At 62.2% G+C, this 16,709-nt stretch carries 13 protein-coding genes; 2 read left to right on the top strand and 11 right to left on the bottom strand.

The window, feature by feature from the left end:
• Window positions 1-51: 51 nt before the first annotated feature.
• Complete coding sequence (locus ACQ4WZ_RS13795) at window positions 52-900, top strand: DUF2071 domain-containing protein (protein WP_436573677.1); 849 nt, start codon at window positions 52-54, stop codon at window positions 898-900.
• Here the strand turns inward: ACQ4WZ_RS13795 and ACQ4WZ_RS13800 are convergent.
• From ACQ4WZ_RS13800 to ACQ4WZ_RS13810, 3 genes are all read right to left on the bottom strand, one after another.
• On the bottom strand, window positions 872-2,524 hold the full coding sequence (locus tag ACQ4WZ_RS13800; protein ID WP_133992655.1) for a methyl-accepting chemotaxis protein: 1,653 nt from the start codon (window positions 2,522-2,524) through the stop codon (window positions 872-874). The two genes, ACQ4WZ_RS13795 and ACQ4WZ_RS13800, sit on opposite strands and share 29 nt — an antisense overlap.
• A gap of 145 nt (window positions 2,525-2,669) precedes the next feature.
• Window positions 2,670-3,215, bottom strand: a complete 546-nt coding sequence (locus ACQ4WZ_RS13805) for a cyclic di-GMP phosphodiesterase (protein WP_436573678.1) — start codon at window positions 3,213-3,215, stop codon at window positions 2,670-2,672.
• Between the two features lie 358 nt (window positions 3,216-3,573).
• Entirely contained in the window at window positions 3,574-4,170 is a 597-nt protein-coding gene (locus ACQ4WZ_RS13810; protein WP_436573679.1) for a hypothetical protein, read from the bottom strand.
• 238 nt (window positions 4,171-4,408) lie between these two features.
• Here ACQ4WZ_RS13810 and ACQ4WZ_RS13815 point away from each other — a divergent pair, with 238 nt between their 5' ends.
• Window positions 4,409-6,493: a S9 family peptidase gene (locus tag ACQ4WZ_RS13815; RefSeq protein ID WP_436573680.1), complete on the top strand. Its 2,085-nt coding sequence runs from the start codon at window positions 4,409-4,411 to the stop codon at window positions 6,491-6,493.
• 170 nt (window positions 6,494-6,663) lie between these two features.
• On the opposite strand, the gene ACQ4WZ_RS13820 is transcribed toward ACQ4WZ_RS13815, so the two are convergent.
• From ACQ4WZ_RS13820 to ACQ4WZ_RS13855, 8 genes are all read right to left on the bottom strand, one after another.
• Entirely contained in the window at window positions 6,664-8,724 is a 2,061-nt protein-coding gene (locus ACQ4WZ_RS13820) for an esterase-like activity of phytase family protein (protein ID WP_436573681.1), read from the bottom strand.
• 72 nt (window positions 8,725-8,796) lie between these two features.
• Window positions 8,797-9,723, bottom strand: a complete 927-nt coding sequence (locus tag ACQ4WZ_RS13825) for a helix-turn-helix domain-containing protein (protein WP_436573682.1) — start codon at window positions 9,721-9,723, stop codon at window positions 8,797-8,799.
• A 54-nt stretch (window positions 9,724-9,777) separates the two neighbouring features.
• A complete protein-coding gene (locus ACQ4WZ_RS13830; protein ID WP_436573683.1) occupies window positions 9,778-10,695 on the bottom strand; it encodes a helix-turn-helix domain-containing protein in 918 nt (305 codons plus the stop codon).
• A 15-nt stretch (window positions 10,696-10,710) separates the two neighbouring features.
• Complete coding sequence (locus tag ACQ4WZ_RS13835; protein ID WP_436573684.1) at window positions 10,711-12,186, bottom strand: mannitol dehydrogenase family protein; 1,476 nt, start codon at window positions 12,184-12,186, stop codon at window positions 10,711-10,713.
• Window positions 12,186-13,235: an ABC transporter ATP-binding protein gene (locus ACQ4WZ_RS13840; protein WP_436573685.1), complete on the bottom strand. Its 1,050-nt coding sequence runs from the start codon at window positions 13,233-13,235 to the stop codon at window positions 12,186-12,188. Before ACQ4WZ_RS13840 ends, ACQ4WZ_RS13835 begins: the two co-directional genes overlap by 1 nt.
• A gap of 31 nt (window positions 13,236-13,266) precedes the next feature.
• Window positions 13,267-14,085: a carbohydrate ABC transporter permease gene (locus ACQ4WZ_RS13845; protein WP_101480466.1), complete on the bottom strand. Its 819-nt coding sequence runs from the start codon at window positions 14,083-14,085 to the stop codon at window positions 13,267-13,269.
• A 10-nt stretch (window positions 14,086-14,095) separates the two neighbouring features.
• Window positions 14,096-14,956: a carbohydrate ABC transporter permease gene (locus ACQ4WZ_RS13850; RefSeq protein ID WP_101480465.1), complete on the bottom strand. Its 861-nt coding sequence runs from the start codon at window positions 14,954-14,956 to the stop codon at window positions 14,096-14,098.
• A gap of 139 nt (window positions 14,957-15,095) precedes the next feature.
• On the bottom strand, window positions 15,096-16,400 hold the full coding sequence (locus ACQ4WZ_RS13855; RefSeq protein ID WP_133992665.1) for an ABC transporter substrate-binding protein: 1,305 nt from the start codon (window positions 16,398-16,400) through the stop codon (window positions 15,096-15,098).
• Between the last annotated feature and the right edge of the window lie 309 nt (window positions 16,401-16,709).

Consider the following 16,709-nt stretch of genomic DNA (forward strand, 5'->3'; position numbering starts at 1 on the left):
ACGGCAGGCGGCGCCGTCCGCCTGCATCACCGCAACCGAAGGACTTCCCCATTGCAAGACAATACTTACCGTCACCCGCGCGCGGGCTGGCCAGGACGCCTGTTTGCCGCGCTTGCCAACTGCACGCACTTTGCCAACGTGCGCCAGGCTGTCATGTCCCGCCTGCCTTTCCTTACCCTGCACAGCGACGTGCGCGACGTCGTCTACGTGAGCTGGCTGGTGGACGCCCGGGCAGCGCAGCGGCTGTTGCCCGCCGGCGTGACCTTGTGGCAGCGCGACGGCAAGACGCCGTTTACCGTGCTGAGCTACCGCCACGGACATTTCGGCCCTGCCCTGCCAGGCCCCTTGCGCCGGCTGCTGCCATCGCCCCTGCAAAGCAACTGGCGTTTATATCTGGACCACACGCCACGGGGAGCGCCCGCCGTGCCCTGCGTGTTTTTTTTGAAAAACATCATGGATGGCTTGCCACATGCGCTGGGCACGCGGCTGTTCAGCGATATATTACCGACGCACCTGGCCGACAACATGACACTGGAAGTCAGCGCCACGCAGGCGCACTGCAGCATTGCAGGCGGGACCGGCAGCGCCCCTGCGCTGGATGTGCAGGCAGACATCACCGCGAAGCATGATCTTGATGCCGACTGGCAAGCGCTGTTCGGTAACTGGCACGATGCCGTCGCCTTCCTGGCTTGCCAGGATGCGGCCATCGCGCACGTGCCGCGCAACGGCAAGCTGGTTTTCGGCGAAATCGACCTGCCCGTTGATGTGGATCAAGTGCAAGCGCTGACGGCCTTGCGCGCCGACTGCGGCATGCTGGGGCAGCTGCCGCCCCTATCCAAGCCATTTGCCTTTCTCGTACCGCAAGTGGACTTCAAGGCGCTGTCAGAGCGCCTGCTGTAGCGCGGCGGCGCTCCGGTGCGCGCAGGGGCTTGGCAGGGCCCGCCTGCCCCCGGCTCCGCCGTTCCAGCTTGAACAAGGCCATGGCTTGCTCCAGCTGCAAGGCCTGGTCTTGCAGCGACGCAGAGGCGGCCGCCGATTCCTCCACCAGCGCCGCGTTCTGCTGCGTCACCTCGTCCATCTGCGTGACGGCCATGTTGACCTGGCCGATACCATGGCTCTGTTCTCGCGAGGCCGAGGCGATCTCCTCCATGATGCCATGCACGCCCTGCACGGCGCCCAGCATCTCGGCGCTGCTGGCGCCCGCCTGTTGCGCCAGCTTCGCGCCCGCCTGCACCTGGGCCAGCGATGCCGTGATCAATTGCTTGATTTCCGTGGCCGCCGACGCACTGCGCTGGGCCAGGCTGCGCACCTCCCCCGCCACGACGGCAAAACCACGTCCCTGGTCGCCCGCGCGCGCCGCTTCCACGGCCGCGTTCAGGGCGAGGATATTGGTCTGGAAGGCAATGCCTTCGATAATACCCGTAATGTCGCCGATTTTCTTCGAAGATGCGTTAATTTCCGCCATCATGCTCACCACCTGGCCGACGATCTCGCCGCCGCGCCCCGCCAGGCCATGCACCTTGCCCGCCATGTCGCTGGCTTGCACGGCGTTGCCGCTGTTTTGCTGCACCGTGGCCGCCAGCTGCTCCATGCTCGATGCCGTCTGCTCCAGGGCCGATGCCTGCGCTTCGGTGCGGCCCGACAAGTCCATATTGCCGGCGGCAATTTCCTGGCTTGCCATGCTGATGCGCAGGAAATTGCCACGCACATCGCCGACGATGGAGTGCAAGTTCACGCGCAACTGGCGCAAGGAGCGCAGCAGCTGCCCCATCTCGTCGCGCCGCGTGGTGTCGAACTCGCCTGTCAGGTCGCCGCCTGCCATTACGTCGCAGGCCTGGCGCGCCTGCTGCAAGGGCTGCAGCACGGCGCGGTACAAGCTATGCCAGAAATACAGGGTCGCGCACAAGGCCACCGCGGACAGGCCCGTCAGCCAGCCGCCCGCGCTTGCCGGCAGCACGCCCGCAGTCCACGCCAGCTGCAGCAGCAGTACCAAACTCAGCAAACCCAGGTTCCAGCCAATGCGCTTGCCCAGCGCCAGGTCGCGCAAGCTGAGCACCTTGGCCAGCCAGCCCGTGCGCACCGCCGCGCCCTGGCTGATAACGATGCCATCGGCCTGCCCCGCCTTGATGCGCGCGTACAGGGCGGATGCCTGCGCCACCTGCTGGCGCGTCGGTTTGGTGCGCACGGACATGTAGCCGACAGCCACGCCATCCTCGACCACCGGCGTCACGTTCGCCAGCACCCAGTAGTAATCGCCATTCTTGCAGCGATTCTTGACCATGCCGCTCCACGAACGCCCTGAGCGGATGGTGGCCCAGAAATCGGCAAACGCTTCGACCGGCATGTCCGGATGGCGCAGAATGTTTTGCGGCGCGCCTATCAACTCTTCCCCACTGTAACCGCTGACGGCGATGAAGTACGGGTTCGCATACGTGATATTGCCTTGCAAGTCGGTAGTCGAGACGATGGTCTCGGTATCGCTCAGATTGATCTCGGTATCGCTGACGGGAAGATTGAGTCGCATGGTCACATCCTCAGAGGTAGCCCGTACGGTGACGGGTAAGCGGACAAGGCACAGTCGCCAGACAGGAAAACGGACGCGGCACTGGCACCCTTATTTTAATATTTTGTTATTAACAAAATATACTTAATTCCAGCCGTGGCTTGCGCTATGCCACGGCTGGTTCGCCGGCCCAGTAACGGTCGACGTCCAGCAAGCCCCACCGCTCCGCGCTTTCCGTGGAAACAACGCGCTCTTGGCAACCTGGCGCCGCCAAGTCAATGACGCAGGGTGCGATACAGGTGCCGGCGCGGATGGAAAAAAACACGCGTACCGTGGGCGAAGTCAGCGTCTTGCCCGCCGCCTGCCCCACCACCACGGCCAGGCGCTCCGATTGCAGGCGCACCAGGGTGCCCAGCGGATAAATGCCCAGGCATTTGACGAAGGCGGCAAACAGTCTCGCGTCCAGATGCCCGCCGCGCCAGGCCGCCATGCGGCGCAGCGACTCGGCCGGGCACCAGCCCTTCTTGTACGGCCGGTTCGAGGTGATCGCGTCGTACACCTCGCAGTGGCGTGCCGTGCGGATACGCTCCAGGTCAGCCGGCGACTCGAGCAGGAAGGAACGCGTCCAGAAAGGGGTGGCTAGCCAGGATCGGGCCAGGCGCTCGACATACAGTCCCAACACCAGTTCGCTACTCGTTATTTTTTTCAGCAAGGCGACTCTCCAGACATGCACATTGCGGCATTTACTTTCGCATTATCAATATCATACGCCAAAAATAATGATTAAAACAAATAAATTAGTTTATATGGTGAAATCACAACAAATTCAGTAATAATCACCAATTCTATCACTTTCATTGAAAACAAGTAATTAATTGATAAATTAATCAATTAATCCATATTGATTGAAAGAGATGCTGGCGCTATAGGGGAAGGAATGTCTGCCTGCCGCCGGGCGCATGTCTGATGGACGCGCAGCAATGCCCGGGCAGGAGTGTGGGGATGAGGTGTGGGAATGCGGCCGCTGGCGCGCCGCACTTTGATACGTGAGCGGTGTGACGGCCGGCAGCTTAACGCGGCACGTAGCGCCAGTTGCCGCTTTCCAGCATGAAGGTCAGTTCCGTATTGAAGCCTTGCGGGCGGCTCGGCAGGCTCAATTCCGTATCGCATACCAGGTAGCCAGTCTTGCGCTGGACATCGCACTCGTTGACGACCTTGACCTGCATGGTGCTCTGCGCTTCCTGCATCTGCACATCCTTGGCCGCTTCCGGATTGCGCGCCACTTCTTCCTTGGCCCAGGCGCGTATCATCGCTTGCGCCTCGGCTGGCGAGGGTCCCGCGAACTTGGCGTTCTTGCGCTCGACGCCGACCCAGGTGTCGCCTTCATTGCGCAGCGGCAATACATTAAAACCGTCGCGCATGCCGGCGCTCATGCCAACCAGGCACACCACTTCGCCCGGCACTTCCAGCGAATCCTGGCAACCCTGCAGGCTCTTGACCTTGACGGCGATCGGTACCGGCATAGCCGATTGCATCTTGGCTTGGGTCTTGGCCACGCCCGCCTGCACGGCGGCGTGGATTTGTTCAAGTGTCGGCATGGCGGCCGCATGGGCCGGCAAGGCGGCGAACAGGGCGGCGGCGGTCAGGGCAAGGGAAGTCAGGCGCATGGGTGTCGAGAGTAGTTGTCAAAGGCCGGCAGTCTAGCACTTTGCATAAAAACAGCTGTTTCTGTAAGAAAACATCTGCGCGCCCGACCACTCGACCAACTGGCACCGCCGACCGGCTAACCGACGGTCAACTCCCGCAGCAAGCACGTCTTTATTGCTATGATGTCGGGCTGCCGGCGGTACAGCCGGCCACGTCAATACCATATCAATAACGTCGTCATAAGAATCGGGAGTTTGAATGAGTTTACGTCTGCTGCTCTTGGGAGCATTCAGTGCCGCCATGGCCACCACCGCCGCCATCCCTGCGCTGGCCGCTCCGCGCGGTTTCACCGTCGAAGACATGGTTGCCATGGAACGCGTAGGCAGCCCCGTGCTGTCGCCGGACGCCACGCGCGTCGTCTACACGGTGCGTACTACCAACCTGGACAAAAACCGCGGCAACACGCAGCTGTGGATGATCGACCTGCGCGCGCCGAACGCGGCGCCACGCCAGCTCACGCGCGGCGATGCCAGCGCCAGCGACCCGCAATGGTCGCCGAACGGCGACGCCATCTACTTCCTGTCCGGCCGCTCCGGCTCCTCGCAAGTGTGGCAGCTGCCCCTGAACGGCGGCGAAGCAGCAAAGGTCACCGACCTGGCGCTGGACGTCGACACCTACCGGCTGTCGCCGCAGGGCGATCGCCTGGCCTTCAGCATGGGCGTCTTCCTCGATTGCGCGGATATCGCCTGCACCAAGAAGCGCCTGGATGAAAAAGCCAAGAACAAGGCGAGCGGCATGGTCTACGACCAGATGTTCGTGCGCCACTGGGATACCTGGGCCGACGGCCGACGCAACGCGCTGTACTCGGCGCCCATCGACGCCACCGGCAAGGTCAGCGCCACGCCCGTTAGCCTGAGCGGCACCCTCGATGGCGACGCGCCATCGAAGCCCTTCGGCGACAATGGCGAATACCACTTCAGCCCGGACGGCAAGACGGTAGCCTTCTCCGTGCGCGTGGCCGGTCGCACGGAATCGTGGTCGACCAACTTCGACGTCTACACTATTCCAGCAACTGGTGGCCAGGCGCCGCGCAACCTCACCGCGGACAATCCCGCCTGGGATGCCAAGGCCACCTACTCGCCCGATGGCCGCACCCTGGCCTATGTGGCCATGACCAAGCCGGGCTTCGAGGCGGACCGCTTCCACCTGGTCTTGATGGATGTCGCCACAGGCAAGAAGCGCACCGTGGCCGACGACTGGGACCGTTCCGTGGCCGACTTCCGCTGGACGCCGGATGGCAAGGCCTTCCTCGTCGCCGCCGATGACGTAGGCCAGCACCGTCTGTTCCACATCGACGCGGCCAGCGGCAAGGTCAATGCGCTGACTGGCAAGGGCGCCGTGGGCGACTTCGACGTGCGCGGCAACACCATCGTAATGGCGCAAGCCAACCTGGCCTCGGGCGCGCAGCTGTACACGCGCAAGCTCGACGCGAAGTCGGAAATCGCGCCGATGGTCCAGCTGACGAAACAGAATGCGCAAGCGCTGGCCGATGTGCGTTTCGGCGAATATGAACAATTCTCGTTCGCGGGCGCGAATGGCGAAACCGTCTACGGCCACGTGATGAAGCCATGGAACGCCAAGGCGGGTGAAAAGTATCCTGTCGCATTCCTCGTGCACGGCGGCCCGCAAGGCAGCTTTGGCAATAGCTGGAGCTACCGCTGGAATCCGCAAGTGTATGCAGGCGCCGGCTACGCCACCGTCTTCATCGACTTCCATGGCTCCACCGGCTATGGCCAGAAGTTCACGGACTCCATCAGCGGCGACTGGGGCGGCAAGCCGCTGGTCGACCTGCAAAAGGGCCTGGAAGCGGCCACCAAGAAGTTCCCATGGCTGGACCGCGAGCGCAGCTGCGCGCTGGGCGCGTCGTACGGCGGCTACATGATGAACTGGATCGCCGGGAACTGGCCGGACGGCTTCAAATGCCTGGTCAACCACGATGGCGTGTTCGACAATCGCGGCATGGCTTACGCGACGGAAGAACTCTGGTTCACCGAATGGGAAAACGGCGGCCCGTACTACGATGCGCCAGCCAAGCACGAACAGTTCAATCCCGTGAACTTCGTGAAAAACTGGAAGACGCCGATGCTGGTGGTCCAGGGCGACCTGGACTTCCGCATCCCCACCGCGCAAGGCCTGGGCACCTTCACGGCGCTGCAGCGCCAGGGTATCCCGAGCAAGCTGCTGGTCTTCCCTGACGAAAACCACTGGGTGCTGAAACCGGCCAACTCGCTGCTGTGGCATCACACGGTTTTGGATTGGTTGAATACCTACACCAAGAAGTAAGCGGGTGAATGTCGGATTACGGCCTTTGGCCTCGGCGGCCCCGCCTAATCCGAACTACCCTCGATTTCCACAATAAAAAGCCGCGCGGTGCATCCAGCACCGCGCGGCTTTTTGTTTTGTAGGTCGGATTAGCGGCGCGCGCGCCGCGTAATCCGACACTGCACATCATATCAATACGTATTGAGCGCCTTGGCGAACTTCACGATCCACAGGCGGCTTGGACGTTCACGGTCGTCGCCGCGCGCCACGCGGATGGTATTGCCCGCAGTGCAGCCGACGGCAGCGCTGGTGACGATGGCGCCGTTTGCGTCGACCGTGCACTTGGTCACGTCGGCGTCCGCCACTTCCACGCCATTCGCGTCAAAGATCTTGGTTTTCAGGCCGAAGTCATTGTCGTTGGCCAGCGCGATGGTGGAGTCGTCGATCAGGGTCAGTCCTTCCGCTTTTTCCGCCGCCCAGCCGATGGCGTTCAAGTCCAGCAGCAGGGTTTTCTTGAGCGGCGTGACAGCGGCCCAGTCGGCGCCATTGACGGCCGCGCCGCCCATGCTGCTCTTTTCCAGGTCGGAGGTCGTCGCGTTGAAGGCGGCGGCCGCGATATCGGTGGCGCCCTTCAATTCGACCAGCATCAGTTTATTGAAGACCTTGCCCGATGGCGCGGCACCCTGCTCGATGACGAGGAACTTGCCGCCGCCCAGCGCCACCATGTCGCCCAGCTTGGCATTGCCCGTGCGGCCATCCTGGTAATCGGCCGCATTCAGGGGATACGCATACATCTTGCCGCTGGTGCCCGTCGTCGGATCGAATTCGATCCAGCGCGTAAAGCGGGCGAAACGCTCCACCTGTTCATTTTTCTTCGTCACCGAGTACGGTGCCGTGCCATCGGACAGGGGGCTTTGCAGGAAGGCGTACAGCTTGTCGTTGCTCGTGTCGAGGGTCATGCCTTCCATGCCCCGGTTCGCGCGGCGCTTGGCGAACAGCGCCGGCAAGCCCTTGCCCGGCTCGTACTTGGCCTGGATGATACCCGTGGCCGCATCGATCCTGATGATGAAGGGGCCGTATTCGTCGGACACCCACAGCGCGTTGCGCTTCGCATCGACGACGATGGCTTCCGAATCGAGGCCGCCCGCGTTGAAGACGGCCTTGCCGGCCGGGTCGAACTTCATAACATCCATGACGGGAATCTCGGCCGAATTGCCCACCGCGCCCACCGGCACGGGCAAGCCCGAGGTGTTCACCGTGGCGGACACCTTGATCGGCGTCGACGAAGTCAAGATGGCGCCGTTCTTGCCCACCGTGAGCACGCCAAAAGAGGGAGTAAAGCTGGGCGACGGGAAGATCTTGCTGCCGATGGTGCCCTTGCCCGATGGATCGGGCACCAGCGGACCGTCGCCGTTCGGGCCGCGGTCCGTCAAGCCATAGAACTCCAGGTCGCCCGCCGCATTCTTGCCCTTGTAGGCCAGGCCGGAGCCGTACGACGGCAAAAAGCCGTTCGGGAACTCGCCCTTGATCTTGGCATTCGCGCCTTCGTACGGTACATAGTATTTGTCCGCCGCCTGGATCTGGTAGCGCGTCACCGTGACTTTCACTTCGCCGACCGAATTAGCCTGCGTCAGCGCTTCATTGAAGGGCGCACCCACCTTGGAAGCGAGGGTGTCTTCGAAATGCTCGCGCACGAGGGCGCGGCGCTCCCCGTCGACCGTGCGGCTGGCGAATTTTCCGCCCGCGCTGCTCAAGTGTGCGGCCAGGGCCGTATTGAATACGGCGGGGGCGCTGGCAAAGTCCAGTGTCTTGCCGGCCAGCGCCGTCTTCACTTCGGCCGTGAGCTTGATGCCGTTCGACGGATCGCTGTCGTCATCGAGCAGTTGCAGCGCCAGCAGGCGGTTGACGACCTTGTCGTCCGCCACATTCGTGCTGCCGGCCAGCGCCAGCGGCGTGACGACGGCGCCGCATGGCGCCGAACCCAGGGCCAGGCCGCCCACACTGAAAGCCACCGTCTCGCCAGGGTTGCAAATGAATTCGCCCTTGGCATTGGTGCTGGCCTTGGCCGCACTACCGGCCACGTAATCGAGGCCCTCCACCGCGCCGTCGAGGAAGACGCCCGTCTGCGCCACGGGCTTGGCCGGTTCCGCCGGCGTATTATCGCTGCCGCCGCAAGCGGACAGGCACAAGCCGGCGGCGATGGCCAGCAGGGTCAGTTTCGGGGTCGGTTTCAGGGTCGCTGCGACGTTCATGCATTCCTCGGTTCAGGTTGAGAGTGAAACCGAGGAGATTAGCTGGACATAATGACAAGGTAATGACAGCGGCTAGGCCAGTGGCGTATCCGCAACAGGCCCGCCGATGCCGCCAAAGCGACCGTCGGCCTGGCGCCGGAATTCCTTGGGCGTGACGCCCTTCACCTGCAGGAAGCGGCGGTTGAAGTTGGCCACGTTCTGGAAACCCACGTCGTAGCAGACGTTCGACACATAATGATCGGTATCCATCAGCAGCTGGCAGGCCTTGTTGATGCGCAGGCGGCTGATGAAATCCGTGAAGCTGTTGCCCGTCGCCTTGCGGAAGAAGCGCGAGAATTTGCTCAGCGACATGCCCACCTGCTCGGCCAGCATTTCCGCCGAAATCGGCTCGCGGTAATTGTCCGTGATGTAGTTGAGGACGGCATTGACCTTGGCCAGGGTGGCGTCATCGTCGTACGAACGCAGGGAGGCGCTCGACAGCAAACGGTAATTGGCGGTGCGCGCCAGTTTGCTCATTAATTGCACGAATTCGGCGAAGCGCTCGGCGCCATGCGTGACGCGGATGCGCGCCAGCTGCTGCTCGGCCTCGTGGCCCATGTCAAAAAACTCCACGCCATAGCTGGAGCGCTCCAGCAGCGGCAGCAGTTCGCGCAATTCGGGGATGGCACGCGCGGCGCTGGCCAGCGGCGCGTGGGCGAATTGCACGATCATGTCGCGCAAGGCCACGCCCCCTTCCGGCACCACGTTGGAAATCCAGTTGTGCGGCAGGCGCGGCCCCGTCAGCACCAGGTGGCCGGGCGAGAACTCGCCGATATAGTCGCCCACGAACAATCGTCCGCTGGTGGCGACGATCAGGTGCAGTTCATACTCTTCATGGCAGTGCCAGCGCACGCGCGAACTGGGATAGCCATGTTCCAGGTAATTGATGATGCCGTCGTAGCTTTCGCGCTCCAGTTCGGGCGCCTTGCGATCGCTGTCCTTTTGCCACAGGTGTTCCATGCTTGTCCCTCCCAGGCTGTCCCGCCTGTGCCATCCAATGTACTCCAATTACCGTCATTCTCCAAAGCGGCCCAGCGCCTGCTGGCGAAACTCCTTCGGCGTCATGCCCTTCAATTCCAGGAAGCGCCGGTTGAAGTTGGCCACATTATTGAATCCCGCTTCGTAGCAGATGTTGCTGACATAGCGCTCCGTCTCCATCAGCAGCTGGCACGCCTTGTTGATGCGCAGGCGGTTGACGAAGTCCGTGAAGCTGTTGCCCGTGGCGCTGCGAAAGAAGCGCGAAAACGTCCGCTCTGGCATGTCCACCTGCTCGGCCAGCTGTTTCAGCGAAAACTGGCTGCTGTAATTGTGCACGATGAAGTTGATGGCTGAACTGATGCGCGCCAAAGCCACGTCGTCGTCGCTCGACTGCATGGGCACCGTCGACAGCAGCTGGTAGTCGCTCGTCTGCGCCAGTTCGCCCAACAGTGTCAGAAATTCGATGAAGCGCGGCAAACCGCTGCTGTCGCGGATGCGCCGAAAGCGCCGCAGCGACTGCTCGCTGGCCCCGAAAAACTCCACGCCATGCAGGGCGCGCTGCAGCAGCGGAAAAATTCCTTTCAGTTCCGGGATGGCGGCCGCCATCGAAGCGAGCGGCGCATGCGAAAACTGGATCACCATGTCGCGCAGGGCCACGCCTTCGGGAGGCGTGTCGAGCGAGACCCAGTTGTGCGGCACGCGCGGCCCCGTCAGCACCAGGTGGCCGGGCGCAAACTGGCCGATGTAGTCGCCCACGAAGACCTTGCCGCTCGTCTCGACGATCAGGTGCAGCTCGTACTCGTCGTGGTAATGCCAGCGCACCAGCGCATTCGGAAAGCCGTGCTCCAGGTAGCGGATGAAGCCAAAACTGCCTTTGGGCTCGAAGCCGGGCGTGGCGTCGCGCTGCTGTTCCAGCTCCATCTGCGGCAATGCGGCATCGGCTTTGCGTGGCATGGCGCGCCCTCCCCGTCAGGCCAGTACCCGTTCCAGCGCCGCGCGCGCGCCCAGGCCGTACAGGCTGGCCAGCGCCTGCCCCACCGCCTGCGTAAACGCGGGCGTGTCGGAAAGGTCGCCAAACAGCTCGCGCAAGGACAGCAACGGCGAGGCATCCGCCCCGCCCTGCAGCGCCAGCGCGCGCAGGCGCACCGCATACGGGTCGTTCAGGGGCATCTCGCGCCCCTGCTCGTCGTGGCCTTCCAGGTAGCGGAACCAGCACGCCACCGTGAAAGCCAGCAGCTTGATGGCGCCGCCTTGCGCCAGCGCTTCGCGCACGGAGGGCAGCACGAATTTCGGGATGCGCGCCGAGCCTTCCGTGCCGATGCGCGCCAGCTGGTCGCGTACCGCCGGATTCGAAAAGCGCTCGATCAAGGTATCCTTGTAGCTGGCCAGGTTGATGCCTTCCACTGCGCCGAGCAGGGGAGTGACCTCGTCATCCATCATGCGCCGCACAAGCGCGCGGATGCCAGGGTCAAGCATCGCTTCATGCGCAAACGTGTAGCCGAGCTGCATGCCGATGTAGCACAGGGCCTGGTGGCTGGCATTGAGCAAGCGCAGCTTCATTTTTTCATATGGCAGCACGTCGTGCGTCATCTGCGCACCCACCTTTTCCCAGGCCGGCCGGCCCTGCGGGAATTCGTCTTCGATAACCCACTGGCGGAACGGCTCGCACACGACAGGCCATGCATCGACGATGCCGAAGCTGTCACGCACCAGCGCCCGGTGTTCATCCGTGGTGGCCGGCGTGATGCGGTCGACCATGCTGTTGGGGAAGCTGCCATGCGTGGCCAGCCAGCGCGCCAGTTCCACGTCGCGCAGGGCGACAAAGGCCAGCAGCATCTTGCGCGTCACATCGCCATTGTTTTGCAGGTTGTCGCAGGACATGACGGTAAACGGCGCCAGGCCGCGCCGGTGGCGCAAGGCCAGGGCGGCGGCCAGGTAGCCGAACGAGCAGCGCGGCGCCTGCGGGTGCGCCAGTTCATGCACGATGTCGGGGTGTTGCGCGTCGAATTCGCCCGTGCCCTGGTTCACATAGTAGCCGCCCTCGGTGATGGTCAGCGCGACGATGCGCGTGCCAGGGTCGGCCAGTTTTTCCAGCACAGCCTGCGGCTCGTCGGGCGCATACAGGTATTCGCCGATGCAGCCGATGATGCGCGCGGTATCGCCGGCCGCGCTGCGCTCGACCACCGTGTACAAGCCGTCCTGCTTCCGCATGGCGTCGCGCATGGCCGCGTCATGCGGCAGCAAGCCCACGCCGCAATAGCCCCATTGCTCATTTCCGGGCAAGGCCAGCAAATCGTCAAGGTACACGGCCTGGTGGGCGCGGAAAAAGCCGCCCACGCCGATATGCACGATGCTGTCCACGAGCGCGCCGCGCGCATACGCGGGCACGGCAACGTTGGCGGGCAGTCGCTCCAGGTTCGCCTGGTTCAATGCGATGGCGTCCATTACAGCGCTCCTTTCGCCGCCGCGTAAGTCTTGCCGGCGCGGTCAAAAAAATGCACGAAGCCCGGTTCGAACGTCAAATGCGTCTGCTGGCCCGGCTGCAGGCTGCTGCGTTCGGCTCCGCGCGAGACCAGCTGCACATTGTTCGGCAAGCGCACATAAGTGAGCGTTTCCACGCCCAGGGACTCTACCAGGTCGACGGTGACGGGCACGCTGCCCGGCTGCGCCGCGCCCAGGTGCACGTGTTCGGGGCGGATGCCGACAAAACCATCGGCCTGCGCCGCGCTGCCCGCCTGCGCCAGCAGTTGCGGTGCAGCGTCGGCGGGTACCACGTTCATGCTGGGCGTGCCGATGAATTGCGCGACAAAACGGTTGGCGGGATGGTCATACAGTTCCAGTGGCGAGCCATGCTGCTCGATCTGGCCGTCGCGCAGCACCACCACCCTGTCGGCCAGGGTCATCGCCTCGACCTGGTCGTGCGTGACATAGATGGTGGTGGCGCCCAGCTCGCGGTGCAGCTTGGCGATCTCGATGCGCGTCTGCACGCGCAGGGCCGCATCGAGGTTCGACAGCGGTTCATCGAACAAAAACACTTTCGGGTCGCGCACGATGGCGCGACCGATGGCCACCCTCTGGCGCTGGCCGCCCGACAGCTCCTTCGGCGTGCGTTCCAGGTACTTCCCCAGGTCAAGGATGGCGGCCGCCTTGTCGACTTTCTCGCGGATGATGGCCGGATCGACGCCGGCCAGTTTCAAGGCGAACGACATGTTCTGGAACACCGTCATGTGCGGGTACAGCGCATACGACTGGAACACCATCGCCAGGTCGCGCTTGGACGACGGCACGTTCGTGATGTCGCGCCCGTCGAGCGACAGCTTGCCGCCGTCGATCGGTTCCAGGCCTGCGATCAGGCGCAGCAGGGTTGATTTTCCGCAACCTGACGGTCCCACGAAGACGACGAACTCGCCCTGTTGGATGTCCAGGTCGATGCCCTTGATGGCGCGGTGCTCGCCAAAGAATTTTTCGATATTGCTCAGTTGAAGGTAAGCCATGATTGTCTCAATTCTGATTTGTTTTTCGATGCTACTTGACTGCGCCAAAGGTCATACCCTGGACCAATTGTTTTTGGCAGAACCAGCCCAGCGCCATGATGGGGGCGATCGCCATCAGGGAAGCGGCCGACAATTTGGCCCAGAACAAGCCTTCCGGGCTGGAATACGAGGCGATGAGCCAGGCCAGGGTGCCCGCATTGGACGCGCCCAGGTTCAGCGACCAGAACGATTCATTCCACGACCAGACCATGCACACGAGGGCCGTGGAAGCGATGCCGCCCACGGACAGGGGCAGCACGACGTGGCGGAATTCATCCCACACGGTGGCGCCATCCATGCGCGACGCTTCCAGGATTTCGCGCGGCAACTCCTTCATGCTCGTGTACAGCAGCCAGATCATGATGGGCAAATTCATCAGCATGAACATGATGGTCAGGCCAATGCGCGTGTCGAGCAGGCCGAAGTACTGGTAGCAGATATAGATCGGCATCAGGGCGCCCACGCCGGGCATGTAGCGCGAGCTGAGCATGAATTTCAGCAAACCGATGGTGCCGCCCGTGGGGAAGAAGGCCATCGAATACGCGGCGGGAATGGCGATCAGCAGGCCGATGGCGGTCGACACCACGCTGGTAAATAGCGAGTTCCACGCGTAGCCGAAGTAATTGTCGCGCGCCAGCACTTCGCGGAAGCTGTCGAGGGTCGGCGTGAAGAACAGCAGGGGCGGCGTGGAAATGGCTTGCCCTTCCGTCTTGAAAGCCATCAGGCCGAGCCAGAAAATGGGAAAGAACAGCAGCAGCGCGCACAGCCAGGCGGCGGCCGTGCGGCCAACCAGATTGAATTTGCTAGGCATCAAGGTCTCCTTATTTCGACAAATTCTTGCCGATGACGCGCATCAGAAAGAAGGCGGCGATGTTGGCGATGAGCACGGCGAACAGGGCACCGGCCGAGGCCGCTCCCACGTCATACGACAGCAATGCCTGCTGATAAATCATGAAGGTGATGGTGGTCGTATCGAAGCCGGGACCGCCGCCCGTGGTGGTGAATATTTCCGCAAATATCGACAACAGGAAGATCATCTCGATCATCAGCACCACCGAAACGGCGCGGCCCAGGTGGGGAATGTAGAGGTAGCGCAACTGCTGCAGGTAGGTGGCGCCATCCATGCGCGCCGCTTCCAGCTGCTCGCGGTCCATCGATTGCAGGGCCGTCATGAAGATCAGGCAGGCAAACGGCAGCCATTGCCAAGACACCATCATGATGATGGAAAACAGGGGGTGGGCCGACAGCCAGTCGACGGGCGTGGCGCCAAAGAAGATGCTGATTTGCGCAAACAGGCCGTAGATCGGGTTGAGCAGCATGTTTTTCCACATCAGGGCATTCACGGCCGGCATGACAAGAAACGGCGAGATCAACAGCACGCGCACGATGGCGCGCCCCGGGAAGGCTTCATTGATCAGCAGCCCCAGCGCCGTACCCAGCACCACCGTGATCAGCATGACGGAAAACAGCAGGGTAAAGGTGTTCTGCAATGCCGGCAGGAACGAGGCATCGGTAAAGAAAAAGTGGAAATTGGCCAGGCCATGGAAAGGATGGCCGCTCGGATCGAGCATGGAATAGCGCACGAACGAGTAAAACAGGGTAATCAGCAGCGGAATGACGGAAATGACGGAGACGGCGACCACGGCCGGCGTCAGCAAAGTCCGGGGGATAATGCGTTTCATAATGTTCTCTTGGGACAAGGGGAAGTCTGGGGTCAGACCCGGCGGGGGAATGCGGCCCAATGGGACGCATTCCGATCCGAAGGATTGACCCCTGCTTTACGCCATTGGGGTAAGCAAGCTACTCGACAAAGACACTGCCTTATTTGTAGTAGCCACCTTTACGCATCTCGCGCTCCGCCGTCTGCTGCGACAATTCCAGCGCCTGGTCCACCGTTACCTTGCCCAGCAGCGCTGCCGCCATCTGCTGGCCGGCGGCCACGCCGATCACCTGGAATTCGGGGATGGACGCAAATTGCACGCCCACGTAAGGCGATGGCAGCATGGTGCTTTGCACGGCGCGCGTGGTGGCCAGAGCCTTGCCTTCGGCGGCGGCAAATTTCGCCACTTTCTGGAACTCGGGGCTGGCATACGTCGATTTGCGCGTACCCGTCGGCACGTTGGCCCAGCTCGTTTCCTTGGCCACCAGTTTCACGTAGTCGGGCGAAGTTGCCCAGTTGATGAAGCGTTGCGCTTCATTCGGGTGCTTGGAGCTCGACGGGATGGCCAGCGACCAGATCCACAGCCAGTTGGCGCCCCGCTCCGTCACGCCCACGGGCGACTGGGCGAACGCCACCTTGTCGGCCACCTTGCTTTGTTTGGGGTCGGTAATGAAGGAGGCGGCGATCGTCGCGTCGATCCAGATGCCGCACTTGCCCTGGTTAAACAGCGCCAGGTTTTCATTGAAACTGTTGGCCGCTGCGCCCGGCGGGCCGTATTTCTTCATCAGGTCGACATACATGGTGACCGCATCCTTCCACGGCTTGCTGGTAAATTGCGGCTTCCATTGCATATCGAACAGCTGGCCGCCGTAGGAATTGGCCATGGTGGTGATCAGGGCCATGTTGTCGCCCCAGCCCGGCTTGCCGCGCAGGCAGATGCCGTACACGCCGTTGGCCGGATCGTGCAGCTTGGCAGCAACGTCGCGCAACTGGTTCCAGGTGGGGCGGTCTTCGATCGTCATGCCCGCTTTTTTGACCAGGTCGCTACGGTACATGATCATCGAGCTTTCGCCATAGAACGGCGACGCGTACAGCTTGCCGTCGCCGGAGAGCCCTTCACGGATGGCCGGCAGCAAGTCGTCGATATCGTATTTGGCGTCAGGCTTGATGGGGATCAGCCAGTTTTTCTTGCCCCAGATGGGCGTTTCATACAAGCCGATGGTCATCACGTCGAACTGGCCGCCCTTGGTGGCGATATCGGTGGTCATGCGCTGGCGCAAGACGCCCTCTTCCAGGGTCACCCATTTGAGCTTGATGTCGGGATTGGCTTGCTCGAAGAACTTGCCGAGCTTTTGCATTTCGATCATGTGGCCGTTGTTGACGGTGGCGATGACCAGGTCGGTGGCGGCAAAGGCGGACGAGCTGAGGCAGGCGGCGCATAGCGCGGCGATGGCGGAACGTTTCATTGTGTGTCTCCAGTGTTTTTTGTCGTTGGCAATGCTCAGATACTTAGCACCACGACCACAATGTAGCACCGGCCTTTGATACTTTCTGATACTCCAAAACCGCAATTCGATACTCTTTTGCAAGCCCACTATGCGCGAGAGTATCGATATGCAGCAAAAACAACACTCTGAAAGAAAGTATCGTCACTTGTTCGTTTTGTATCAGGGTGGTTAAAAAAGCGCTGCTAGACTTGGTTTTCGGCATTAGACCGTATGCGGTGGCCGTCCTCGGGGGCGCCAGCGCTACCACCTACATTATTCTGGAGACTG

This window comes from Janthinobacterium darwini, assembly GCF_051380905.1.
Classification (GTDB): domain Bacteria; phylum Pseudomonadota; class Gammaproteobacteria; order Burkholderiales; family Burkholderiaceae_D; genus Janthinobacterium.

Bases quoted from the DNA above. Each gene is read 5' to 3' on its own strand.
- ACQ4WZ_RS13800 (WP_133992655.1), bottom strand. From the start codon at position 2,524: ATGCGACTCAATCTTCCCGTCAGCGATACCGAGATCAATCTGAGCGAT.
- ACQ4WZ_RS13810 (WP_436573679.1), bottom strand. From the start codon at position 4,170: ATGCGCCTGACTTCCCTTGCCCTGACCGCCGCCGCCCTGTTCGCCGCC.
- ACQ4WZ_RS13815 (WP_436573680.1), top strand. From the start codon at position 4,409: ATGAGTTTACGTCTGCTGCTCTTGGGAGCATTCAGTGCCGCCATGGCC.
- ACQ4WZ_RS13820 (WP_436573681.1), bottom strand. From the start codon at position 8,724: ATGAACGTCGCAGCGACCCTGAAACCGACCCCGAAACTGACCCTGCTG.
- ACQ4WZ_RS13825 (WP_436573682.1), bottom strand. From the start codon at position 9,723: ATGGAACACCTGTGGCAAAAGGACAGCGATCGCAAGGCGCCCGAACTG.
- ACQ4WZ_RS13830 (WP_436573683.1), bottom strand. From the start codon at position 10,695: ATGCCACGCAAAGCCGATGCCGCATTGCCGCAGATGGAGCTGGAACAG.
- ACQ4WZ_RS13835 (WP_436573684.1), bottom strand. From the start codon at position 12,186: ATGGACGCCATCGCATTGAACCAGGCGAACCTGGAGCGACTGCCCGCC.
- ACQ4WZ_RS13840 (WP_436573685.1), bottom strand. From the start codon at position 13,235: ATGGCTTACCTTCAACTGAGCAATATCGAAAAATTCTTTGGCGAGCAC.
- ACQ4WZ_RS13845 (WP_101480466.1), bottom strand. From the start codon at position 14,085: ATGCCTAGCAAATTCAATCTGGTTGGCCGCACGGCCGCCGCCTGGCTG.
- ACQ4WZ_RS13850 (WP_101480465.1), bottom strand. From the start codon at position 14,956: ATGAAACGCATTATCCCCCGGACTTTGCTGACGCCGGCCGTGGTCGCC.
- ACQ4WZ_RS13855 (WP_133992665.1), bottom strand. From the start codon at position 16,400: ATGAAACGTTCCGCCATCGCCGCGCTATGCGCCGCCTGCCTCAGCTCG.